Source organism: Streptomyces longisporoflavus, assembly GCF_014649775.1.
Taxonomy (GTDB): Bacteria; Actinomycetota; Actinomycetes; order Streptomycetales; family Streptomycetaceae; genus Streptomyces; species Streptomyces longisporoflavus.
This window is the reverse complement of the sequence record NZ_BMTR01000003.1, coordinates 240,634-263,089: the sequence shown is the minus strand read 5'-3', so window position 1 is coordinate 263,089 and position 22,456 is coordinate 240,634. Positions and strand designations below refer to the sequence as shown.

Genomic DNA, 22,456 nt, shown 5'->3' with positions numbered 1-22,456 from the left:
CATGGCGGAGCCCGAGCGGCACCGGACCGAGCAGCGTCTGCGCCCCGCGCCCCTGCTCTTCGAGCCCGCGGCAGCCGTCGCTGATCCGGAGCACTTCTTCGACCTGGAGTCGATGGAGGACCCCCGGGAGCTCCTTGCCAGAGCCACCGAGCTGACCCACGCCTTCCGCGCCGCGACGGACCGGTCGGTCGAATTCCAGGCAATCGCGGCCGCCCAACTCGCCGACCCCCGCCGCTTCGACCGCCTGACCCCCGCAGCGATCGCCGAGCGCGCGGAGTGGACCGAGGACTACGCGAAGAAGATGATCGAATTCGGCCGGGATCTGCTGCGCGGGTCCGGCGCGGGCGGGGGCGGCCCGGAAGCCTGAGACCACCGGCCCGCCGGACCCCCGCAGGGCGGGGCGGTCAGAAGGGGGCCGGCCTCCAGAGCAGACCGCCCGGGCTCAACCGCCAAGCCAATGCCCCGACCGAGCCGCCGAACCACCCCCCGCCGGACTCACACGCACCCACCCACGCCCGCCCCCACCCCCCCGAAAACCGCGGGGCATATGCCAGCAGGGAGGGCAAGGTACCCCCTCCCAGGTCCCGTTGTCCCGGATTCTCGTAACTCTTGGAAATGGAACCCTCACCGCCGGTAGATGTAGTTGCCATGAGCGGTACACGTCTTTACCCCGGCCCTGCCCCCGCCGACACCCCGGACAGCTCTGACGTCACCACCGAGGGAGCTGCCTGGCTTGCTTCCGCGGAAACGTATCCCCGTAGCGCCCTCGCCCACTGGCGCAGCCGCCCCACCGCCCCGGCCGTCCTCCCCTGCGGCTCCGTCTTCGACGTGGTGAGCGTTCCGGCGGTCTTCGGACGACGCATGCTCGACCGCCTGTGGGACGAGGGCCCCGGCTCCGGCCCCGTCGCGGCGCACCGCGGTCGCATGCTCCTCTTCGCCGCTCCCGGCACCGCGCATCGCCTGCCCTCGCTCCTGGAGTGGGAGGAGTGGGGCAGCGCCGTGCCCGGCATCCTCTGCCACGGCACGGGGGACGCGGTGACGGTGCCGCCGATCACCGCGGAAACGGGCGGGCCCGCCACCGGTAACCCGCACCTCGATTCGCGCTGGCTGGTGGCCCCCGATGCCCGGCATCCCTGGCTCCCGGGGCCCGAGGTGATGCTCTGGGCCTGCGTCCGCGCGGCCCGTGCGGCGGCGGGGTCTGCGGTGCGTATATCGATTTTTCCTGGCGGCGATCAGGATGCTAAGGTCTACGACGTCAGCAGGCGCCGCTAGCTCAGTTGGTTAGAGCAGCTGACTCTTAATCAGCGGGTCCGGGGTTCGAGTCCCTGGCGGCGCACAGACAGAAAGAAGCCCCTCGCGCGAGCGGGGGGCTTCTTTCATGCCGGTGACGGGCGGCAGCGCCCGGCCTGAGGATTCGGCGTGAGGGCAGAGCGGCACCCCCTCAGCCCACCGACACCTTCACCGTCCACGCCCCCGTGGCCGTACGCCCCTCGACCTCGATGCGTACGTCCTCGTCCGGCACCGTGAAGCTCTCCCCCACACTCACCGGCGCGTCCGCGAGCGGCGGATACACCGAGTCGCTCCAGCACGCGTCCGAGTCCGGGTGGGCGTCGAGCACCTCGACCGGGCCGCCGCCGGACGGCGCCTCATTGCGTACGCGGTAGACGAGCACCCCCTCCGTGCAGGTGGCGCGGTCGTTGCCCGTCGCGCCCCGCGCCTCGATCGCGATCGCACTGCCGAGGCCCGTGCGGACGACCGCCAGCTTGGTGCCGCCGACGCCCCCGCGCGCGGGCCGCGTCGACAGCGGCTCCAGGGTCAGCCGCTGCCCTCCGCCCTCCACGCACTCCACCTGCCGCCGGTCCAGCCAGCCGAGCTTCCACTTGTGCCAGCCGAAGAGGTCGGGCGAGAGGCCGAACTGGCTGCCCATGACGTCCCAGTCGCCGACGTGCGTGTCCCAGTCGCCGTCGCCGTCCGTCGGCCGGTGGTAGAGGTCGGGCAGGTCGAAGACGTGGCCGGTCTCGTGGGCGAGGACGTTGCGGTCCGGCGGGTGCCCCTCGAAGACCGTGACGATGCGCTTGATGTCCGTGTCGTCGGCCCGCATCGGCCGGTCGAAGTTGACGACCTTGGTCGCGTCCGAGTCGACGCCGGGCGCGTCCGGATCGGCGATGAGGTAGACGACGTCGTACCGCGAGAAGTCGACGTGCGGATCGGCCGCGGCCACCGCGTCCCGCAGATAGGCGCTGCGCCGGGCCGGATTCCAGTCACGCTGTATCGCGTACGAGGTCGAGTAGTCCGGCATCTGGACCCACTCGCGCTGCGGATGCGGGCGCAGCGCGAACTTGCCGTAGGAGGCGCGGTCGAAGAACTGGCTGGTGGCCGGGAAATAGTCGGCCGCCAGCTCCGCGGGGGCGCTCCGGGGCGGCGAGTCCGGGAAGGAGAGGAAGACCATCACCGCGTCGAGGTGCCGGTCAGGCCGCTGGTAGGCGGTGTTCCAGGTGTCCAGGCCCTCCGAGTGGTGCGCCGGCGTGCGCTCCAGGGCGCAGGGCATGATCGGGCTCTCCGCGACCGCGGGGCCCGCCACGAGCCCGGTGGCGGCGAGTGCGGTCAAAGACGTGAAGGCGGCGGCCGCGCTGCGCAACCGGGGTCGCTCCCCTCCACGGGTGAGTCCCCAGGGGGGTAGCTGACGCGGCACGTCCACCTCCGGGTGCGGATTACGGGGCATCCCACCCACCCTGTGTTGAATTATTTAAATACGCCCTGTTTGTCTAACCCGGCCGGGTGATGAACGGCCTGCGCGGCGCTCACCGAACGTCACAAGTGGTCCGGGGGCTGATCGAGGCGCAAGGGAACGCAAGGGAAGCGGTACAGGGTTGAGCAGAAACGATCTGCCGCCGGGCGAGTGCCAAACCCGTACTGGGCATGCGCTTGTCCTATGCCGAAATCGGCCGCCACGCGGTACCGCCCTGTGGCTGGAAGCGCCGTCCGGCCAGCCCCTATGATCGGCACACCTTCCTGCGCGGGCCCGGCCTCGCCGAACAACTGCACTGCGGGAGCACACGGTGAACGGAACGTCTGAAGGCCAAGCGCCCACAGCGGTCACAGCACCCGACCTCGCCAGGGCGCCCACTACGGAGCGTCGTCGTCCGGGGCAGCGGCCCGATCACCGGGCCGCTTTCGCCGCGGCCCCCCTCGCTCTGGGCGTCGTCGACGGCGAGGGTCTCCTCGTCGATGCCAATGACGCGCTCGCCGAGCTGCTCGGCGAGACCCCGGACGGGCTGACGGGGCGCCTGGCCGCCGATCTGCTGGACCTGGCGTCGGACGCCCGCACCTGGCACGCCTACCGCGAGGTGCTCCGCGGCCGGCAGGCGAAGCTGCGCTGCACCCGGCGCCTGAAGCACCCCGACGGGCACTCGCTGTGGGTCCAGGTCACCGTCTCGCCGATGCCCGGCGGCCGTACGGTGCTGCTCGCGGCCACCGACATCAGCGCGCGCCGCGAGCTCCAGGCCCGGCTGCGGCATCTGCAGATGCACGACCCGGTGACGCGGCTGCCCAACCGCAGCCTGTTCTTCGAACGCCTCGCCGCGGCACTCGAATCGGGTGCCTACGACGACACGGGCACCGGACGGATCGGCCTCTGCTATCTGGACCTCGACGGATTCAAGGCGGTCAACGACACCCTCGGCCACCGGGTCGGCGACCGGCTGCTCGCGGCCGTCGCGGAGCGGCTCACGCGGTGCGCCGACGAGGCCGGTCACGGCAGGGCGGCGGCGCCGCTGGTGGCGCGGCTCGGCGGCGACGAGTTCGCGCTGCTCGTGGAGGAGTCGACGGGCACGGATCAGCTCGCGGACCTCGCGGACTCGGCGCTCAAGGCGTTGCAGGATCCTTTCGATCTGTCGGGGCAGCGGCTCGCCGTGTCGGCGTCGATCGGTGTCGTGGAGCGGCGCGCCGCCGGGACCACGACGACCTGTCTGATGCAGGCCGCCGACACGACGCTGTACTGGGCGAAGTCGGACGGCAAGGCGCGCTGGACGCTCTTCGACCCCGAGCGCAACGCCCACCGGATGACCCGCCAGACGCTGTCGAGTTCGCTGCGTCCTGCCGTCGACCGCGGTGAATTCGTCCTGGACTACCAGCCGTTGGTCCGTCTTGAGGACGGGGGCGTGCGCGGGGTCGAGGCGCTGGTGCGGTGGCAGCATCCGCACTTCGGTCTCCTTACGCCGAATCGGTTCATCGGATTGGCGGAGGAGGACGGCTCGATCGTGCAGCTGGGCCGCTGGGTGCTCCGTACGGCGTGCCGTCAGGCCCGGCAGTGGCAGCTGGACCATCCGGAGCGGCCGCCGGTCTTCGTGAGCGTCAACGTCGCGGTGCGGCAGGTGTGGGACTCGGATCTGGTTGCCGACGTCGCGGAGGTCCTCGCCGAGACGGGCCTCGCCCCCGAACTGCTCCAGCTCGAACTGACCGAGTCGGCGGTCATGGGCTCGACGGGCCGCCCGCTGCAGGCCTTGCAAGCGCTCAGCGACATGGGGGTGCGGATCGCCATCGACGACTTCGGCACGGGGTACTCGAACCTGGCGTACCTGAGCCGGCTCCCGGTGTCCGTCCTCAAACTGGACGGCTCCTTCGTGCGGGGCTTCCAGTACGACGCCGAGGCGGGCGAGGGGCACATCAACCCCGCCGACGAGGTCATCGTCGAGGCGCTCGTGCAGCTCGCGCACCGGCTCGGCCTGACCGTCACCGCGGAGTGCGTGGAGACCACGTCCCAGGCGGCGCGGCTGCGGCGGATCGGCTGCGACACCGGGCAGGGGTGGTTGTACTCCCGCCCGGTGGCGCCGGATCGTATCTCCGCGCTGCTCGCCGCCGGCTGAGGGCCGGGGCCCTAGCGGGCGCCGGGCAGCCCGTAGGCGTCGGCGATCAATTCGTACGAGCGCAGCCGCACGTCACCGCTGTGCGCGTTGGCCGTGATCATCAGCTCGTCGGCGCCGGTGCGCTTGGCGAGGTCGTCGAGGCCGGTGCGGACCTCGTCGGCGGTGCCGTGGATGACGTTGGAGTTCCAGCTGTTGATGAAGTCCCGCTCCATCTCGCTGAACTCGTACGCCTCGGCCTCCTCGGGGGTCGGGACGAGCCCCGGCTTCCCGGTGCGAAGGCGGACCATGTTCAGCGCGGCGGCCAGGACCTGCCGCCGGGCCTCCTTCTCGTCGTCGGTCGCGAGCGCAGATACGCCGATCAGGGCGTACGGGGCGTCGAGTACCGCGGACGGCTTGAACGACTCCCGGTAGAGGTCGAGCGCCGGGATCGTGTTCTGCGCGGAGAAGTGGTGCGCGAAGGCGAAGGGCAGGCCGAGGACTCCGGCGAGGCGGGCGCTGAACCCGGAGGAGCCGAGCAGCCACAGCGGCGGGCGGTGCGGGGACTGGACGCCGCCGGGAGAGGTGGCCTGGACGGGGCCGGGGACGGCGTGGATACGGCTGTACGGGTGGCCGTCCGGGAAGTCGTCGTCCAGGAAGCGGGTCAGCTCGGCGAGTTGCTGGGGGAAGTCGTCGGCGCCTTCGTTGAGGCGGTCCGTGCGGCGCAGGGCGGCGGCGGTCGCGCCGTCCGTGCCGGGGGCGCGGCCCAGGCCCAGGTCGATACGGCCCGGGGCCATCGCCTCCAGGGTGCCGAACTGCTCCGCGATGACGAGCGGGGCGTGGTTGGGCAGCATGACGCCGCCGGAGCCCAGGCGGATGCGGTCGGTGTGGGCGGCGAGGTGGGCGAGGATGACTGCCGGCGACGAGGAGGCTACGCCGGGCATGGAGTGGTGTTCGGCCACCCAGTAGCGGTGGTAGCCGCGGCCCTCCGCCAGCTCGGCGATCTCCACGCTCTTCTTCAGGGCGTCGGTGGCGGTCCGGCCCGCGCCCACGGTCACCAGGTCGAGCACGGACAGCGGGACCGGCGCGCTGCCGTGCCGCTCGCCGCGGATGTCGTCGCTCAGTTCCACTGTCACGGGGTCCTGCCTTCTGCTGCGCGTGCTTGTGCGGTTTCTTGCTCCGCAGGGTGCTAACGGGAGGGTGGCTCCGGTTTATTCCCCCGGCGTGTCTCCGCGGACCGAACAGGCTCTCCCGCCCACCCGCCCGATTGCCCTGCGTCCACACCTTCACGAACAGGCTCTCCCGCCCACCCGCCCGATTACCCCGCGTTCTCGGGCGGGTGGAATGGCGGGCCTACCCCCGCACCTGCACCACCGGCTCCTTGGTGAACAGGGCTCCCAGGGTCGGGGCGTTTACCCGGCGGGAGGCCAGGCGCAGGGCTTCCCAGACCGTGACCTGGTTTGCCGTCAGGATCGGCTTGCCCAGTTCCTGCTCCAGGTCGTGGATGTATGCCGCCGTGTGCAGTGCCGTGTCGGGCAGCAGGAGCGCCTGAGCGTCCGGGTGGTCGCCCGCGCGGGCCATCGCGCGGACCTGCTCCCAGCCCCACGTGCCCACCTCCGCGGCCGTGATGATGCCGTTCCCCTGCGCCGAGACGACCTCGACCCCAGACGCCTTCAGGAACGAGGCGAAGAGCGACGCGACGTCCTCGGGGTACGTCGCCGCGACCGCGACCCTCTCCGCCCCCACCTCCCGTACCGCATGGGCGAAGGCGAAGGACGTACTGGACGCGGGCAGGCCCGCCGATACGGCCAGGGAGCGGACCTGGTCGTGCGCCCCCTCCCAGCCGAAGACGAAGCTCGCGCTGGTGCAGGCCCACACCACCGCCTCCGCGCCGGACAGACGAAGCTCCTCGACCCCGGCGGCGAGCCGCTGCGGTGATCCCATCTCCAGGAGCGCGTCGACCCGGTGCGCGTCCTCGCCGATGTCGGTGTGGACGACCTGCAACCGGACATCGCTTCCCAGCATCTGCTCCATGCGGGGGTAGTCGTCCTCGGCCGAGTGGCCCGGATAGAGGAAACCAAGTGCGGTCACTTCCAGCCTCCTTCAAGGCAGCGGTGGTGGTCCTTCGGGCAGACCCTCGGTCAGCCCCTCGGTCAGGCCCCGGGGCGGATCGACCGGCAGCACGCCGGGCAGCGAGCCCGGCCCCGCGACCGGGCCCGCGCCCGGCCTGGCACTCGGATTGATCAGCGCTTGGTAGGGCCCAACGGCATGGGTACCCAGACGGCGCAGCGCCGACCACATCGTCACCTGGTTCGCGGAGATCACCGGCATCCGCAGCTCGGCCTCAAGCTGCGGAATGACGTCGTAGGTCGCGAGGTTGGTGCAGCTGATGAACAGCGCGTCGGCGCCGCCGAGCACCGCCCTGCGCGCCATCTCCGCCACGTCCTTGTACGGCACCTTCCAGATGTGTCGCGTCAGGCCCAGGTAGGCGCGGCCGGTGACGGACACACCGGATTCGCCGAGGTACTGCTCCAGGGACTGGGTCACCGACCAGGTGTAGGGCGTGACGAGCGCGATGCGCCGCGCGCCCAGGTCGTCGAGCGCTTCGAGCAGCGCGCCCGAGGTCGTGACGGAGGCCCCCGCGCCCTCGCGGTTCATGGCCTCGCACATCGCCCGCTCGCCGGCGATGCCGCCGACGAAGCTGCCCGACGTGCAGGCGTAGGCGAGGACTTCGGGTTCGGCGGCGCTCAGCGCGCGCACCGCCTCGCCGAGCGTTTCGTGCTCACTGACGAGTCGTGCCAGGTCGAGGCTCACCTCGACGGGGACGTAGGGAGTGCGTGTCAGGTGGAGGGAGACCTCGTCCGGCACCCAGCGCCAGAGCTCCCTGTCGAGTGCGAAGTCGAATGGTGCGACGACACCTACACCGCGTTGAGGGTGTGGTCCGCCGAGGAAGGAGACGTCCATGAGCAGGCCCCAAGTTCGTGCGTGCGTGCATTTAAGGGACCGGCCGGGGGCCGGGAGATGTGCGGAACCGGCGACGCGCCGGGACGTCGGGATGGGGCATAAGGCGCAAAGAGAGCGCTACAGAGTGTGCTACGGCCTCGTACGGAGCGTACTCAGTCGTGGGGTGCTTGTGATAGAGCACCTCTGTTGACGAAGGTAGTTTCAGGTGCGAGCGTGGTCAATCCGCGCATCTCAGACGGCCCTGGCCGACTGAGAACTCGGCTCCGGCCGACACAGAACTCAGGGAAGCGGACTCTCATTGCGAAACGGTTTCTCCCAGATGTCCGAATCAAGCTCTGATCCGATGTCCGAATCAACCGTTCTGGTCCTCGACGCCCCGTCCCCCGCGCCGCCGCCCCGCCTGGGCAGCCTCACCGGGCGCGCCCGGATCCTGCACGCGGACGCGGACACGCTATCGTCCCAACTCCCCCGGGCCGACGTGCTCCTGGTGTGGGACTTCCTCTCGGACGCGGTGCGGCTGGCCTGGCCCGGCGAGGGCCCCAGGCCCCGCTGGGTGCACACCGCGAGCGCGGGCGTGGACCGCCTGATGTGCCCCGAGCTCGTCGAGTCCGACACGCTGGTCACGAACGCCCGCGGCATCTTCGACCAGCCGATCGCCGAGTACGTGGCCGGGCTGGTCCTCGCCATGGCCAAGGATCTGCCGCGCACCTTCCAGCTCCAGGAGGAACGCATCTGGCAGCACCGCGAGACCCAGCGGGTCGCCCGTACGCGCGCGTGTGTCGTGGGTTCGGGCCCGATCGGACACGCCATCGTCCGCATGCTGAAGGGCCTCGGGATCATCACCGCCCTGGTGGGGCGCAGCGCGCGCAACGGCGTACACGGCCCCGACGAACTCGACCGGCTCATGGCGCGGGCCGACTGGGTGGTGTGCGCGGCGCCCCTCACGGACGACACGCGCGGCATGTTCGACGAGCGGCGCTTCGGCATGATGCAGCCGTCGGCCCGCTTCATCAACATCGGGCGCGGCGCGCTCGTCGTGGAGGACGCGCTCGCGGCAGCCCTGTCGAAGCGGTGGATCGCGGGCGCGGCACTTGACGTCTTCGAGCACGAGCCGCTGCCCGCGGACAGCCCGCTGTGGACGGCGCCGGGCCTGATCGTCTCCCCGCACATGAGCGGTGACGTGGTCGGCTGGCGCGATGAACTGGGCGCGCAGTTCGTCGAGTTGTACGAGGAGTGGGCGGCCGGTAGGCCCCTCTCGAACGTGGTCGACAAGAAACGCGGGTATGTACGGGGGAATTGATTACCCCGCCACCCCGGCCCCCCTTGTTCCCCTCCCCGACCACTCATCCACGGAGGAGCGTGCATGACCGAACTCACGGATCTCACCGCGGTACAACTCGTCGAGGCCTATCGCAAGGGCGAATTCAGTCCGGTGGACGCGACGCGGGCGGCGCTGCGCAGGGCGGAGGAAGTGCAGCCCGTGGTGAACGCCTTCGTGCGCGTCGACGCCGAGGAGGCTCTCGCGCAGGCCGAGGCGAGTACGCGGCGGTGGCGGCGCGGTGAGCCGAGCGGTCTGGTGGACGGGGTCCCTGTCTCGGTCAAGGACATCCTGCTCCAGCGCGGCGGACCGACGCTGCGGGGGTCGAGGACGGCACGTACGGAAGGGCCCTGGGAGGAGGACGCGCCCTCGGTGGCGCGGCTGCGCGAACACGGCGCCGTCTTCATCGGCAAGACGACGACGCCCGAGTTCGGCTGGAAGGGCGTCACCGACAGTCCGCAGAGCGGGATCACCCGGAATCCGTACGACCCCGCACGCACCGCGGGCGGTTCCAGCGGCGGCAGCGCGGCCGCCGTGGCGCTCGGCGCCGCGCCGGTGTCGCTGGGCACGGACGGCGGCGGCTCGGTGCGCATCCCCGGCTCCTTCTGCGGCATCTTCGCGCTGAAGCCGACGTACGGCAGGGTGCCGCTCTATCCCGCGTCCGCGTTCGGAACGCTGGCACACGTCGGCCCGATGACGCGCGACGCGGCGGACGCGGCGCTCTTGATGGACGTCATCAGCGGTCCCGACCCGCGCGACTGGTCGGGCCTGAGCCCGGCGGCCGACAGCTTCCGCGCGGGTATCGAAGGCGGCGTACGCGGACTGCGCATCGCCTACTCGCCCTCGCTCGGCGGTCAGGTCGCCGTACGGCCCGCGGTCGCCGCGGCGGTGCGGGGGGCCGTGGAGTCACTCGCGGCGCAGGGTGCGTACGTCGAGGAGACCGATCCGGACTTCACCGACCCGGTGGAGGCTTTCCACACGCTGTGGTTCAGCGGCGCCGCGCGCGTGATCCAGCATCTGCCGCCGGAGCGGAAGGCGTTGCTCGATCCGGGGCTGCGGGAGATCTGTGCGCAGGGCGCCCGGTACAGCGCGCTCGACTACCTTGCGGCAGTTGACGTACGCATGGAGCTCGGCCGTCGCATGGGCGGCTTCCATCGGACGTACGACCTCCTGATCACTCCGACGTTGCCGATCACCGCTTTCGAGGCTGGAGCGGAGGTACCGAAAGGTTCCGGCCATCGTCGGTGGACGGGGTGGACGCCGTTCACGTACCCCTTCAACATGACGCAGCAGCCGGCCGCGACCGTCCCCTGCGGGGTGGACCGCGACGGGCTGCCCGTCGGTGTGCAGATCGTGGCGGCGCGGCACGCCGACGCGCTCGTCCTGCGGGCCGCGCACGCGCTGTACGAGGCGGGCGCCGCCACGATCGCGCCGCCCGCCGCCGTGTGAGTCCGCGGGCGGGTCCTACGCTCTGCGGAAATTGAGCGTCTCGCCCTGCGCGCCCGCGCGCCACAGGTCGTTGCAGGCCTCGGCCATCCGGTCGAGGCCGTCGATCACCTGGCCCCAGACGATGCCGGGAACCCAGCCGACGTCTCCGTTGAGCAGCAGGTTGTTGCGTTCGTAGAAGAGGGCGAGGTCCACGACCGTGGCGCCCGCCTTGACGTCCGCGGCCGGTTCGTACCCATAGGCCTGCGTGCCCAACTGCGTCCCGTTGAAGGAGAAATAGCAGAGGTCGCCGGGAATGGGGGTGACTGTCGGGTTCTCGAGGGGCGGCTCGCGGTCCGCGAAAGCCGGGAAGAGGGCGTAGATCTCATTGCGGGCGTACTTCGCGTGATAGACGTCCTCGCCGAGCGGAAGTGCCTCCCACACCGCCGCGCAGGTCACCGGCGCCCGGTCGTCGAGCAGTTTTGCCGTGCACGTAACTCCCCGCTTCGCGAGGGAGACTTCGATGAATCGGTCTGCCATGTGTCCCATGCTCCTCCCTGGGTCAAGACCACAACGATTGCATCAGGGGCTGAAATTGGCCCGCATATTCCGCGTCGAGTCGGGTAGCCGCGCGCCCATGGCTCCACCACATGAGAACAACGAGGGATTCACAGGCAGCAGGCTTCGCCGCCGCTCCCTGCTCGCAGGAGCAGCGGCGCTCGGAGCTCTCGGGGCTGCGGGGTGCGTGAAGGTTCCGGAGGAGGGGAAGGTCGAGGGCGGGGATCTACTGAGCAAGCTCCGCGACGCGGGGACCGTGAGGATCGGCGTGGCCGGGGAACTCCCCTTCGGCTACATCGACAAGCAGGGTGAGGTCACCGGGGAGGCGCCGGAGATCGCCAAGGTGATCTTCCCGAGGCTCGGCGTGCCGAACGTCAAGGCTGTTCCGACCGAGTTCGGCGCGCTGATCCCGGGGCTCACCCAGGCACAGCAGTTCGACGTCGTATCGGCGGGGATGTACATCAACCCGGTCCGCTGCGCGCAGGTCCTGTTCTCCGATCCCGACTACCTGATGCTGGACGCCTTCATCGTGAAGAAGGGCAATCCGCACGGGATCAAGCGGTACGAGGACGTCGTCAAGAAGAAGCTCAAGCTGGCGAGCGGCACCGCGTACGCCGAGATCGCCTACGCGGAGGCCGCGGGCGTGAAGGACATCCTCATCCTGCCGGACCCGGTGGCGGGCCTCGCCGCGGTCGAGCAGGGCCGGGTGGACGCCTTCGCGGGCACCGCCATCACCACCCGTGACGTGGTGAAGGGCAGCCGGCGGGCCGAGGTGACCGAGGCCTTCCAGCCCGAGGTGGACGGTAAGCCCGCCTACGGCGCGGGCGGTTTCGCCTTCCGCCTCTCCGAGAAGAAACTGCGTGACGCCTTCAACAAAGAGCTGCACAAGATGAAGGAGAGCGGCGAGCTGCTGCGGGTCGTCGGCAAGTTCGGCTTCACCAAGACCGAGATGACCAAGCTGACGCTCGACGATCTGTGTCCGCCGGTGAAGGGAGCCTCCTGATGATGACGTCGGACTTCATCACGGCGTGGTTCCTGCCCGGCCTGTGGATCACCGTGCAGATCACGGTCTACAGCGCGGCCCTGGCCTTCGTCATCGCCTTCCCGATCGGTGTGCTGCGTACGTCGCCGCTCTGGATCGTTCGTTTCCTGGCCGGGACCTACTTCGAGATCTTCCGCGGCACGTCGGCCCTGGTCTTCATGTTCTGGATGGCCTTCACGGTGCCGATGCTGTTCGGCTTCAGCTTCCTGCCGATGGCCGCCGGTGTGCTGGCCCTCGGGATGACGTACGGGGCGTACGGCTCGGAGATCGTGCGCGGCGCCCTTGCTGCCGTGCCGGTGGCGCAGCGCGAGGCGGGGGTTGCGCTGAACTTCACCAAGGGGCAGCGACTGCGGAAGATCGAGATCCCGCAGGCCTGGCCCGAGATGCTGCCTCCGTTCAACAACCTGTTGATCGAGCTGCTCAAGGGCACGTCCCTGGTCTCCCTCATCGCGGTGGCCGACATGACCTTCGCGGGCAACCTGTGGCGGCTCGTCACCGCCGAGAGCGCCCCGGTCTACACCGTGCTCCTCGTCGTCTACTTCGTGCTCGCCTTCCTCCTGACGCGCGGGATGCGGCTCCTGGAGCGGCACGCGAAGGCGAGGATCGGCCAGGCGCCCGAGAAAGTCGGCCTCCTCGGCGGGCTGCGTTCCAAGTCGTCGATCGACGCCGTGACCGGTACCGGGGGTGCCAAGTGAACTGGGACTGGTCCAACGTCGAAGACTTCATGCCCCATTTCTGGGACGGTCTTCTCGTCACCCTCCAGGCACTGGCCTGGGGAACCCTGATCGCGTTCTCCCTGGGTCTGCTCTGGGCGATCGCACAGCGCTCCGACCAGGTGTGGATCCGCTGGCCGGTGACGGCGATCACCGAATTCATCCGGAACACCCCGCTGCTGGTGCAGCTGTTCTTCCTGTTCACCGTCGTCCCCGAGTTCGGCCCCACGATGTCGCCGCTCACCACGGGCATCGTCGGCCTCGGCCTGCACTACTCGACGTACACCGCCGAGGTGTACCGCGCGGGCATCGAAGGCGTTCCCGTCGGCCAGTGGGAGGCGGCCACCGCGCTCAGCCTGCCCAAGCGCCGCACCTGGACCGCGATCATCCTGCCGCAGGCCATCCGCCGCGTGATCCCCGCGCTGGGCAACTACGTGGTGTCGATGCTCAAGGACTCCCCGCAGATCGCCGCCATCGGCGCCCTGGACATGCTGGGCGAGGCCAAGGGATTCACCCAGGCGACCTTCACCTACGAGGCCATCAGCATCGTGGGCATCGCCTTCATCGTCATTGCCTACCCGGCTTCCGTTCTTCTCCGAGTCTTGGAGCGTCGTCTTGTCCGCTGACAGCAGCACCTCGAAGGAAACAGTCAATCCCACGGTGGACGGCAGCGAGCTGATCCGCTTCGACAAGGTCACCAAGCGCTTCGGCAGCCATGTGGTCCTGGACGAGCTCGACTTCTCCGTCGCGTCGGGCAAGCACGTCACGCTCATCGGCCCTTCGGGGTCCGGCAAGACGACGATCCTGCGCCTCCTGATGACCCTGATGAAGCCCGAAGAGGGCACGATCAAGGTCGGCGGCGAGTACCTCACGCACGAGACGAAGAACGGCAAGCTCGTGCCGGCGAGCGAGAAGTACACCCGCGAGGTCCGCAAGAACATCGGGATGGTCTTCCAGCAGTTCAACCTCTTCCCGAACATGAAGGTCCTGCGCAACATCACCGAGGCGCCGGTCCAGGTGCTCGGCCTGTCCAAGGACGAGGCCGAGCAGCGGGCCCGCGAGCTGCTCGAACTGGTCGGGCTGACCGAGCACATCGACAAGTACCCGAGCCAGCTCTCCGGCGGTCAGCAGCAGCGCGTCGCCATCGCGCGCGCCCTCGCGATGCGCCCGCAGGTGCTGCTCCTGGACGAGGTCACCTCCGCGCTCGACCCCGAGTTGGTGGCGGGTGTCCTGGACGTCCTCAGGGACATCGCGCACACCACGGACATCACCATGCTCTGCGTGACCCACGAGATGAACTTCGCGCGTGACATCTCGGATCAGGTCCTGATGTTCGACTCGGGCCGGGTCATCGAGGCCGGCACCCCGGAGAAGATCTTCACCGAGCCCGAGCACGAGCGGACACGGGAGTTCCTCAGCGCGGTCCTGTGACGACGTGTGACGGCGTATGACGACTCGGCCCCGTTAAACCGGGTGATGACGCTGGCATATGCCAGAGTGGCGCGTTCCTGCTGACAGAGCCGGGGCGCGCCACATTCTCGTCAACAGCCGCTCCCAATGGGCCTCTTGGCGGCTATCGTGGACGGAGCCCAGCTGTCCGGAACCGTTCCACGCAGGGGGAAGCCGTGGCGCTGAAGCACGATCCGACCACGCCGCAGCACTCGGTACAGAGTGCCCTGCGGGTGCTCGAAATCGTCGCCCGGCACGACACCGGCGTCACCGAAGCCGAGCTGGCCCGCCAGACCAAGCTCCCCTCACCCCGGCTCACCGCCCTGCTGCGCATGCTCCGCCGTGAGGCGTACGTCGACCGGACGGCCGACGGCGCGTATGTGACCGGCGCCACCCTCAAGCGCCTGGGCTCCGCCGAGGGCCGCGGGGAGGCACTGCGCGACAAGCTCAAGGCGACGCTCGACGGGCTGCGCGACACGCTCGGCGCGGCTGTCTACATCAGCCGGTACGAAGACGGCGAAATCAAGATCACCGGCTGCGCGGACGGCCCCCGCACCCCGAAGGTCAACGAATGGGTCGACTTCCGCTCCTCCGCGCACGCCAGCGCGGTCGGCAAGAGCCTGCTGACCCAGCTCGACCTGAACGGACGCAGGGACCATCTCTCGCGGCACAAGATGGCCCGCCTCACCTCACGGACGATCACGAACGAGCGGGTCCTGCTGAACCGTCTCGCCGCCCAGCCCGCCACGGTCCCCGTCCTCGACCTCCAGGAGTACGCGGTCGGCACGGTCTGCGCCGCCGTCCCCATCACCGCGGGCTCCGCGGTCGGCTGCCTGGCGCTCTCCCTGCCGGTCGAGCACGCGCACCGGCTGCGGGAAGCAGCCCGCACGCTCAATCGCGAGGCGGCGCCGGTGCTGCTCTCCCTCGCGATCTAGGGCCTGCCCGGGAGCTCCGGGCGGCGGTTTCGAGCACCCCCCGGGACCAGGTATTATTTTTGAGTCAGCAGGCGCCGCTAGCTCAGTTGGTTAGAGCAGCTGACTCTTAATCAGCGGGTCCGGGGTTCGAGTCCCTGGCGGCGCACGACTAGAGAGAAGCCCCCTCGCGGAAGCGAGGGGGCTTCTCTCGTTTCCGAGGAGTCCGGGGTGGCGGGGCGTGGGGCCTGGGGTCGCGGGGCCCAGGGTGGCGGGCCTGTAGGCGCGGGCCTGGAGGCGCGGGGCCGGGGTGGCGGGCCTGGGGTCGCGGGGTGGCGGGCCTGGAGGCGTGGGCCCGGATATCCCCCGTACCGGTGAGGACAGTGCCGCCGGGGCGCCGCGATACTGGCACGGCCTCCTGCCCCGAGGAGCCCTCCGATGCGACGTGCCCCGCTCGCGCTGTCCCGGCTGCGCGCCATCCGCCCCCGCCCCTATGTCATGGACGCCGCGCTCGCCGCCGTGGTGCTCTTCGCCGTCTCGCTCCAGTTCCTCTTCCCCGACGAGGGAGGCGACCCGCTGAGCCCCGGCGGTTTCCTCCTGGGCGCCGGCACCGCGGTACCGCTGATCTGGCGGCGCCGCGCGCCCTTCGCCTGCGCCGCGGCGATCGCCGTCTTCACGCCCGCCATGGCGCTCTACCACCGGCCGCCGCCCGACGTCTGCTTCGGCGGCATGGTCGCCCTCTACACCGTGGCCGCCCTGAGCACACCCCTGAAACGGCGTCTCATGCTCGCCGGGTGGCTGACGGGGGCCGCCGTCACCATGGCCCTCAAGGAGCACGCCGAACCGTACGAGTACCCGTTCCACCTGATCAGCCTCATCAGCGCGTACGCACTCGGCGCCTTCGCCCGCGTGCAGCGCGCGTACGCCGTGGCCCTGGAGGACCGGGCCCGGCGTCTGGAGCGGGAGCGTGCCACCGAGACGGCGCGCGCGGTCAGCCAGGAGCGGTCCAGGATCGCCCGCGACATGCACGACATCCTCGCCCACGCGGTGAGCCTGATGGTGGTCCAGGCGGAGGCGGGCCCCGTGGTCGTGCGCAGCGACCCGGACCGCGCGGTGGGAGCGTTCGACGCGATAGCGGACGCCGGGCGCGACGCGATGGTGCAGCTCCGGCGGATCCTCGGCGTACTGAGAGAGCCGTCCGCCCCCGACGGGCGCGACCCGCAGCCGACCCTCGCCGCGCTCCCGGAACTCACCGGGCTCGTCGAACGGACGGGTCTGCGCGTCGGTCTCGCGCAGACGGGACAGCCGCGCCCGCTGCCGCCGTACGTCGAGGTGGCCGCGTACCGCATCGTCCAGGAGGCGCTGACCAACTGCGTCAAGCACGCGCGGGCGACGCAGGCGACCGTCCGGCTCGACTGGCTCGCCGACGAGCTGCGGATACGGGTCCAGGACGACGGAGTCGGGCTCCTCGCCCCGCAGCACACCGGCCACGGGCTCGTCGGCATCCGTGAACGCGCCGCCGCCTGCGGTGGCACGGCCGAAGCCGGCAACGGGAACGGGAACGGGAACGGGAACGACGGTGGATTCTGTGTCGCCGTACGGCTGCCCACGGCATCCTGGGGTGATGAGCATCCGGGTGGCGGTCGCCGACGATCAGGAGCTGGTACGCAGCGGCTTCTCCATGATCCTTGAGGCGCAGCCCGACATCGAGGTGGTGGCGGAGGCGGGTGACGGCGCGCAGGCGGTGGCCGCGGTCCTGCGGCACGGCCCCGACGTCGTACTCCTGGACATCCGCATGCCGGGTATGGACGGCATCGAGGCGGCCCGCCGGGTGTGCGCGCAGTCCAGCTGCCGGGTGATCATGCTGACCACGTTCGACCACGACGAGTACGTCTACGAGGCGCTGTACGCGGGCGCGAGCGGCTTCCTGCTCAAGGACGTCCGCAGGGACGACCTGGTGCACGCGGTGCGGGTGGTCGCGGCCGGCGATTCCCTGCTCGCGCCCTCGGTGACCCGGCGCCTGGTGGCGGATGTGGTCCGGCGCCGCCGCACGGAGTCCGACGCGCCCGACGTGTCGCCCTCCGAACGCCTCGCGGTCCTCACCGCCCGCGAGGAGGAGACGCTGCGGCTCCTCGCGCGGGGTCTTTCCAACGCGGAGATCGCGGCGTCGTTCGTGGTCAGCGACCACACGGTGAAGACCCATGTCAGCAACGTCCTGTCGAAGCTGGGGCTGCGGGACCGGGTGCAGGCGGTGATCTGCGCGTACGAGACGGGGCTCGTGGTGCCGGGGGGTTAGAGCTCTGGCGCGGGCCGCGTGAGCCGTGCGGGGTGCGCGGGCCGCGCTGGGCTGGCCAGCGTGCCGAGACGGGCGGGCACGCCGAGACGCGCTCATGGTGCCGGGGAGCCAGAGCTCTCGCGCGGGTCGCGCGGGGTGGGCCAGCACGCCGGGACACCAGAGCTCTCGCGCGGGTCACGCCGGGTGGGCCAGCACGCCGGACGGGCCAGCACGCCGGACGGGCCAGCGCGCCGGGCGGGTTGGGCGTGTCTCCCCCGCCCGAGCGAGCACTCCCCCGCGCGGGGGAGGCCGCAAGACCGCCCGCCGCGGCGATCCGCCGCGCATGCGCCGAGGGCGACTCTGGGTCCGACCCGGATCCCGTCCACGGAGGAGGCAGAGCCATGCTGGCCGCCCTCGCTCGTACAGCGACCCGACGCCCCAAGACCGTCATCCTCGTCTGGCTCCTACTCCTGGTCGCGGGCCTCGGCTTCGGCACCCGTGTCTTCGGCGGCCTGACCTCGTCGGTCGAGGACGTCCCCGGCAGCGAGTCGGTCGCGGCCGCGGAGCGCCTGGACGAACTCACCCCGCACGGGGACGACTTCAACGCCGTCGTGTCGGCCCCCGCCGTCGACACCCCGCAGCTCCGCGACCGGGTGGGCGCCGCCGTCGCCGACGTACGACAGCAACCCGGCATCGCGCGGGTGCCGGACCCCTACACCACCCGGGGCCTGGTCTCCGCGGACGGCAAGGCCCTGCTCATCCCCGTCACCCTCAAGGGCGGCCTCGACGACGACGCCGAGGAGGAGGCCACCGGCGACGCGGCCGACCGCCTCCGCGAGATCAGCGCGGGCGACGTGGCGGTGAGCGGCGGCCCGCTGCTCGGCGAGCAGATGGGCGGCAGGGCCCAGGAGGACGTCGCACGGGCCGAGTTGATCACCCTGCCCGCCGTGCTTGTCGTCCTGCTGCTCATCTTCGGCGGGCTGCGGGCCGCCGCGCTCCCCCTCCTGGTCACCGTGAGCGGCGTGGCCGGTGCCTTCCTGACGCTGTACGGCTTCAGCCAGTTCACCGACATCTCCGTCTACGCCGTCCAGATCGTCACGATGCTCGGCCTCGGCCTCGCCGTCGACTACGCGCTCCTGATGGTGATCCGCTTCCGCGAGGAGCGGCGGAAGACGGCGGAACGGGGCACGCCCGAGGATGTGGCGCGGGCCGTGCACGCGACGGTCGCCCACGCCGGACGCACCGTCCTCTTCTCCGGCCTGACGGTGGCGATCAGCCTGTCGGGGCTCGTCTGGTTCCCCAGCCCGTTCCTGCGCAGCATGGGCCTCGCGGCCAGTGCGGTGGTCGTCGTCGACATGCTGGCCGCGCTGACGCTGCTGCCCGCGCTGCTCGCCCTTTTCGGCGGCAGGATCGCACCCGCGGGCACGAAATCCCGTACGCGTAAGCGGATTTGGCCGCCTCGCGGGCCGGGCCCCGCGCCCGAGCCCGGTGCCTTCTTCGCCCGGCTCGCGCTCTTCTCCGCCCGGCGCCCGCTGGCGGTGGCCACCACCGTCGTCGCCGTACTCACCCTCCTCGCGCTGCCCGCCTTCGGGATGCGGATCAACATCGGGGACGCGCGGCAGCTCCCGCACGACACGGAGGCGCGGCGGTTGTACGACACCGTGGGCGAGCACTATCCCGCCGGGGCCGACACCGACCCCGTCCAGGTGCTCATCGGCGCCGGCGCAGACCCCGGCTCCGAGGCCAGGATGCGTGCCCTGCCCGGCGTCAGGACCGCCGGAAGCGAGCGGCTCTCCGACGGGACGGTCCTGCTCGAACTGACCCCGAAGGGCTCGGTCGACGGTCCCGCCGCCACCCGGATCGTGGAGCAGGTGCGCGACCTCCGCGACGAGGAGCCCGTCGAGGTCACCGGCAACGCCGCGAGCCTCGTCGACTTCCGCTCGATGCTCGCCGAGCGTGCCCCCTGGGCCGTACTCACCGTCCTGGTGGCCCTGTTCGCCCTGCTCTTCGCCTTCACCGGATCACTGCTGCTCCCCCTGCGCACGCTCGCCACCACGCTGCTCAGTCTGGGTGCCGCGCTCGGCGTCGTGGTGTGGGTGTTCCAGGACGGGCATCTCGCGGGGCTGCTCGGCGGCGAGGGGCTCGGGGCGCTGAGCCTGACCGCGCCGCCGCTGATCATCGCGATCGCGTTCGGGCTCGCCATGGACTACGAGCTGTTCATCCTGTCCCGGATGCGGGAGACGTGGCTGGAGACCGGCGACCACCGGGCCGCCACGGTCGAGGGGCTGCGCCGCTCGGGCCGTGTCGTCAGCTGTGCGGCCCTGCTGCTCGCGATCGTCTTCGGCGGCTTCATGACGGGCGGCTTCGCGCCGATCCTGCAGATCGGGCTCGGCCTGACGCTCGCCGTGCTCATCGACGCGACCCTGGTGCGGATGTTCCTCGTACCGGCGACGATGACGCTGCTCGGCCGCCGCGCCTGGTGGGCACCGGCACGGATGCGCGGGCTCCACGAGCGCTACGGGCTGCGCGAGGAGGCGCCGGTAGCGGGCGGCCCCGTACTGGTCGGGCAGGGGGACGGCCAAGCGGCGACAGAGGTCAGGCCAGCACCACCCAGTCCATGACCAGGGCGGCCACCAGGCCGACGGCGAGCAGATAGCTGCCGAGCCGGGTCCGTCCGCGCCTGCTGAGTTCGATCACCAGGCCGCAGAGGACGAGCAGCAGCCCGTACACCCCCACGACCAGGACGGACGACCGGCTCGCCAGGCGTACGGCGAGCACCACGGCCGCCGCGGCCATCAGCACCGAGGCCGCGGCGATCCGTATGCGCCGGGCCTGGCGCGGCGTGAGGCCTGCCCGGCCTGCCCCCATCTGGTCTGACGTGCTCATGGTCCAGGATCGTAATCGACCGGACCGGTGGCCACTGCACGGATTGACCGGAGCGGGGCGGGGCGGGGCGGGGCGGGGTCAGGCTCGCGGATATGCGCGTCGCGTCAGGGTCAGGCCCGCAGATAGGCGAGGACCGCGAGCACCCTGCGGTGCGTTCCGTCTCCGGGCGGCAGGTCCAGTTTGCCGAGGATGTTGCCGATGTGTTTGCCCACCGCGGCCTCGCTGACGACGAGTTCGGCGGCGATCGCCGCGTTCGACCTGCCCTCGGCGACCAGGCCGAGCACCTCCCGCTCGCGCGGCGTGAGCTGCTCAAGGGGGTCCCGGCGGCGCCTGATCAACTGCCGTACGACCTCCGGGTCCACGACCGTGCCGCCGTCCGCGACCCGGGTCACCGCGTCGGCGAACTGCTCGACCTGGCCCACCCGGTCCTTGAGCAGATAGCCCACTCCGGTGCCGTCACCGGTGTCCAGGAGCTCGGCGGCGTACGAACGCTGCACGTACTGGCTGAGCACCAGGACCGGCAGCTTGGGCCGCTCGGCCCGCAGGGCGAGGGCGGCGCGCAGGCCCTCGTCCCGGAAGGAGGGCGGCATGCGTACGTCGGTGAGGACGAGGTCCGGGTCGTGCGCGTCGACGGCGGCGCAGAGCTCCACGGCGTCGCCGAGCGCGGCGGGCACTTCGTGGCCGAAGCGGGTGAGCAGGCCGATGAGCCCTTCCCTGAGCAGCACGCTGTCCTCGGCGACAACGATCCTCAGTCTGCGGGGACTTGCGGGGTCAGGGCTCGGCACGGGATCTCCACGGACAGTACGGTCGGGCCACCGGGCGGGCTGGTGACCGTCAGTGTGCCATCGAGCACCGCGATCCGGTCCGCGAGCCCGGTCAGGCCGCTGCCGCGGGCGGCGTCCGCGCCGCCCCTGCCTTCGTCGCGCACGTCGATGCGCAGGGTGCCCTGGTGATGGCGTGCGCTGATGCGGGCGCGGGGCGCGGCGCTGTGGCGGGCGATGTTGGTGAGGGCCTCGCGGGTGGTGAAGTACCCGGCGGCTTCGACGGATTCGGGCAGGCGGGGCAGTCCGTCCAGGTCGGTGTCGACCGGGACCGGGGAGCGGTCGGCGGCGTCCTCGATGGCGGCGGCGAGGCCGTAATCGGCGAGGACTTGAGGGTGGATGCCGCGAATGAGCTCGCGCAGTTCTGTGAGTACGTTCCCCGCCTCGTCGTGCGCCTTGGAGAGCCGGGCGGCGAGTTCGCTCCCCGGGGCGGCGTCGAGCCGGGCCAGACCCAAGATCATGGTCAGCGCGACGAGCCGCTGCTGCGCCCCGTCGTGCAAGTCCCGCTCGATCCGCCGCCGTTCCGCCTCGAAGGCGTCGACCAGGCGGGCCCTGGAGCGGGTCACTTCTTCCAACTGCGTGGTCAGCTCGGCCTCGCGCGGGGCGAGGAGGAGGCGGGCGAGGGCGGCGCGGGCAGCGGCGTAGGCGCCGAGGGGGTAGAGCAGCGGGGCGAGCAGGGCGAGGCCGAGGAGGGCGGTGGCGAAGGCGTGGGGGTAGTCGCCGAGGACCCAGAGCTTGGCCGCGCGTATCTCGCCGCCGTCGAGGGCGAGTTGGACCGGGGCCGCCATGAGGACGGCGGGGGCGCCGACGGTGCAGGCGAGCACGAGGAGGTCCAGGGGCCACAGGACGAGGGCGAGCAGCGCGGTGTACGCGAGTTCCCGCCAGGTGGCCTGCTCCTTGACCCGCAGCTTGAACCAGGCGGAGATACCGGGGACTTCGAGCGTCCGGTGCGGGCTGGGAGCGGGGGTCTCCGGCTCGACGATCCGGAGCCGGCGGCGTTCGAGGGCGGCGACGGGGATACCGGCGAAGGCGAGAAGGGCGAGCAGGGGTAGCCCTACGAGGACGACGGCGAGGGCGGCTCCGAGGACGGCGGCCACGAGCCCGCCGACGAGCACGAAAACCCCGAGGACGATACCCCCGAGGAGGTAGGCAACGCCCCTCCAGGGCGCACTACTCCGCAGATACCTCCGCCGCCGCAACCCCACCCACACGCTCGCGCTGCCCATGGGGTCACGGTATTCGGACGCGGGGCA

21 protein-coding genes and 2 tRNA genes are annotated in these 22,456 nt (G+C 71.1%); 15 read left to right on the top strand and 8 right to left on the bottom strand.

Annotated features, from left to right (window positions below; genetic code table 11):
* The first annotated feature begins 1 nt into the window (after position 1).
* The 3 genes from IE226_RS07865 to IE226_RS07855 all read left to right on the top strand — a co-directional run bounded on the left by IE226_RS07865 (position 2) and on the right by IE226_RS07855 (position 1,336).
* The gene (locus IE226_RS07865; protein ID WP_190080305.1) at positions 2-367 is read left to right on the top strand and encodes a DUF8844 domain-containing protein; all 366 of its coding nucleotides are present in this window, start codon (positions 2-4) and stop codon (positions 365-367) included.
* A gap of 281 nt (positions 368-648) precedes the next feature.
* Positions 649-1,272: a bifunctional DNA primase/polymerase gene (locus tag IE226_RS07860; protein WP_190080304.1), complete on the top strand. Its 624-nt coding sequence runs from the start codon at positions 649-651 to the stop codon at positions 1,270-1,272.
* Positions 1,263-1,336 (top strand) — tRNA-Lys (locus tag IE226_RS07855). The genes IE226_RS07860 and IE226_RS07855 overlap by 10 nt, the downstream gene beginning before the upstream one ends.
* Before the next feature lie 105 nt (positions 1,337-1,441).
* On the opposite strand, the gene IE226_RS07850 is transcribed toward IE226_RS07855, so the two are convergent.
* Positions 1,442-2,722 (bottom strand): M6 family metalloprotease domain-containing protein, encoded by a 1,281-nt coding sequence (locus IE226_RS07850; protein WP_190080303.1) that lies wholly within the window; start codon positions 2,720-2,722, stop codon positions 1,442-1,444.
* 337 nt (positions 2,723-3,059) lie between these two features.
* Here IE226_RS07850 and IE226_RS07845 point away from each other — a divergent pair, with 337 nt between their 5' ends.
* Positions 3,060-4,865, top strand: coding sequence for a putative bifunctional diguanylate cyclase/phosphodiesterase (locus IE226_RS07845; RefSeq protein WP_190080302.1), 1,806 nt, complete (start codon positions 3,060-3,062; stop codon positions 4,863-4,865).
* 11 nt (positions 4,866-4,876) lie between these two features.
* On the opposite strand, the gene IE226_RS07840 is transcribed toward IE226_RS07845, so the two are convergent.
* From IE226_RS07840 to IE226_RS07830, 3 genes are all read right to left on the bottom strand, one after another.
* Positions 4,877-5,965 carry an LLM class flavin-dependent oxidoreductase gene (locus IE226_RS07840; protein ID WP_373306912.1) on the bottom strand — a complete coding sequence of 363 codons (1,089 nt, stop codon included), beginning with the start codon at positions 5,963-5,965 and terminating at the stop codon, positions 4,877-4,879.
* Positions 5,966-6,194: 229 nt separating this feature from the next.
* Positions 6,195-6,932: a maleate cis-trans isomerase family protein gene (locus IE226_RS07835; RefSeq protein WP_190080300.1), complete on the bottom strand. Its 738-nt coding sequence runs from the start codon at positions 6,930-6,932 to the stop codon at positions 6,195-6,197.
* A gap of 12 nt (positions 6,933-6,944) precedes the next feature.
* Positions 6,945-7,805, bottom strand: coding sequence for a maleate cis-trans isomerase family protein (locus tag IE226_RS07830; RefSeq protein ID WP_190080299.1), 861 nt, complete (start codon positions 7,803-7,805; stop codon positions 6,945-6,947).
* Positions 7,806-8,148: 343 nt separating this feature from the next.
* On the opposite strand from IE226_RS07830, the gene IE226_RS07825 reads away from it, so the two are divergent.
* Both IE226_RS07825 and IE226_RS07820 read left to right on the top strand, forming a co-directional pair.
* Positions 8,149-9,105: a D-2-hydroxyacid dehydrogenase gene (locus tag IE226_RS07825; protein WP_190080298.1), complete on the top strand. Its 957-nt coding sequence runs from the start codon at positions 8,149-8,151 to the stop codon at positions 9,103-9,105.
* A 63-nt stretch (positions 9,106-9,168) separates the two neighbouring features.
* Positions 9,169-10,572: an amidase gene (locus IE226_RS07820; protein WP_190080297.1), complete on the top strand. Its 1,404-nt coding sequence runs from the start codon at positions 9,169-9,171 to the stop codon at positions 10,570-10,572.
* 15 nt (positions 10,573-10,587) lie between these two features.
* Here IE226_RS07820 and IE226_RS07815 read toward each other — a convergent pair whose 3' ends face one another.
* Positions 10,588-11,088 (bottom strand): DUF3830 family protein, encoded by a 501-nt coding sequence (locus tag IE226_RS07815; RefSeq protein WP_190080296.1) that lies wholly within the window; start codon positions 11,086-11,088, stop codon positions 10,588-10,590.
* Between the two features lie 97 nt (positions 11,089-11,185).
* Here IE226_RS07815 and ehuB point away from each other — a divergent pair, with 97 nt between their 5' ends.
* From ehuB to IE226_RS07770, 9 genes are all read left to right on the top strand, one after another.
* Positions 11,186-12,109, top strand: coding sequence for an ectoine/hydroxyectoine ABC transporter substrate-binding protein EhuB (gene ehuB / locus IE226_RS07810; RefSeq protein WP_190080295.1), 924 nt, complete (start codon positions 11,186-11,188; stop codon positions 12,107-12,109).
* Positions 12,109-12,843: an ectoine/hydroxyectoine ABC transporter permease subunit EhuC gene (ehuC, locus tag IE226_RS07805; RefSeq protein ID WP_190080294.1), complete on the top strand. Its 735-nt coding sequence runs from the start codon at positions 12,109-12,111 to the stop codon at positions 12,841-12,843. Before ehuB ends, ehuC begins: the two co-directional genes overlap by 1 nt.
* Positions 12,840-13,487: an ectoine/hydroxyectoine ABC transporter permease subunit EhuD gene (gene ehuD / locus IE226_RS07800; RefSeq protein ID WP_190080293.1), complete on the top strand. Its 648-nt coding sequence runs from the start codon at positions 12,840-12,842 to the stop codon at positions 13,485-13,487. The genes ehuC and ehuD overlap by 4 nt, the downstream gene beginning before the upstream one ends.
* A gap of 34 nt (positions 13,488-13,521) precedes the next feature.
* Complete coding sequence (ehuA, locus tag IE226_RS07795; RefSeq protein WP_373306911.1) at positions 13,522-14,292, top strand: ectoine/hydroxyectoine ABC transporter ATP-binding protein EhuA; 771 nt, start codon at positions 13,522-13,524, stop codon at positions 14,290-14,292.
* 194 nt (positions 14,293-14,486) lie between these two features.
* Positions 14,487-15,245 carry an IclR family transcriptional regulator gene (locus IE226_RS07790; RefSeq protein ID WP_190080292.1) on the top strand — a complete coding sequence of 253 codons (759 nt, stop codon included), beginning with the start codon at positions 14,487-14,489 and terminating at the stop codon, positions 15,243-15,245.
* A gap of 71 nt (positions 15,246-15,316) precedes the next feature.
* A tRNA-Lys gene (locus IE226_RS07785) sits at positions 15,317-15,390 on the top strand.
* A gap of 269 nt (positions 15,391-15,659) precedes the next feature.
* On the top strand, positions 15,660-16,913 hold the full coding sequence (locus IE226_RS07780) for a sensor histidine kinase (protein WP_190080291.1): 1,254 nt from the start codon (positions 15,660-15,662) through the stop codon (positions 16,911-16,913).
* Positions 16,846-17,517, top strand: a complete 672-nt coding sequence (locus IE226_RS07775; protein ID WP_190080290.1) for a response regulator — start codon at positions 16,846-16,848, stop codon at positions 17,515-17,517. Before IE226_RS07780 ends, IE226_RS07775 begins: the two co-directional genes overlap by 68 nt.
* A 380-nt stretch (positions 17,518-17,897) precedes the next feature.
* A complete protein-coding gene (locus tag IE226_RS07770; protein ID WP_190080289.1) occupies positions 17,898-20,117 on the top strand; it encodes an MMPL family transporter in 2,220 nt (739 codons plus the stop codon).
* Here IE226_RS07770 and IE226_RS07765 read toward each other — a convergent pair.
* The 3 genes from IE226_RS07765 to IE226_RS07755 form a co-directional block, all read right to left on the bottom strand.
* The gene (locus tag IE226_RS07765) at positions 20,092-20,382 is read right to left on the bottom strand and encodes a hypothetical protein (RefSeq protein WP_190080288.1); all 291 of its coding nucleotides are present in this window, start codon (positions 20,380-20,382) and stop codon (positions 20,092-20,094) included. The two genes, IE226_RS07770 and IE226_RS07765, sit on opposite strands and share 26 nt — an antisense overlap.
* 110 nt (positions 20,383-20,492) lie before the next feature.
* Positions 20,493-21,167 (bottom strand): response regulator, encoded by a 675-nt coding sequence (locus IE226_RS07760; protein WP_190080287.1) that lies wholly within the window; start codon positions 21,165-21,167, stop codon positions 20,493-20,495.
* Positions 21,131-22,429, bottom strand: coding sequence for a sensor histidine kinase (locus tag IE226_RS07755; RefSeq protein ID WP_190080286.1), 1,299 nt, complete (start codon positions 22,427-22,429; stop codon positions 21,131-21,133). The genes IE226_RS07760 and IE226_RS07755 overlap by 37 nt, the downstream gene beginning before the upstream one ends.
* Between the last annotated feature and the right edge of the window lie 27 nt (positions 22,430-22,456).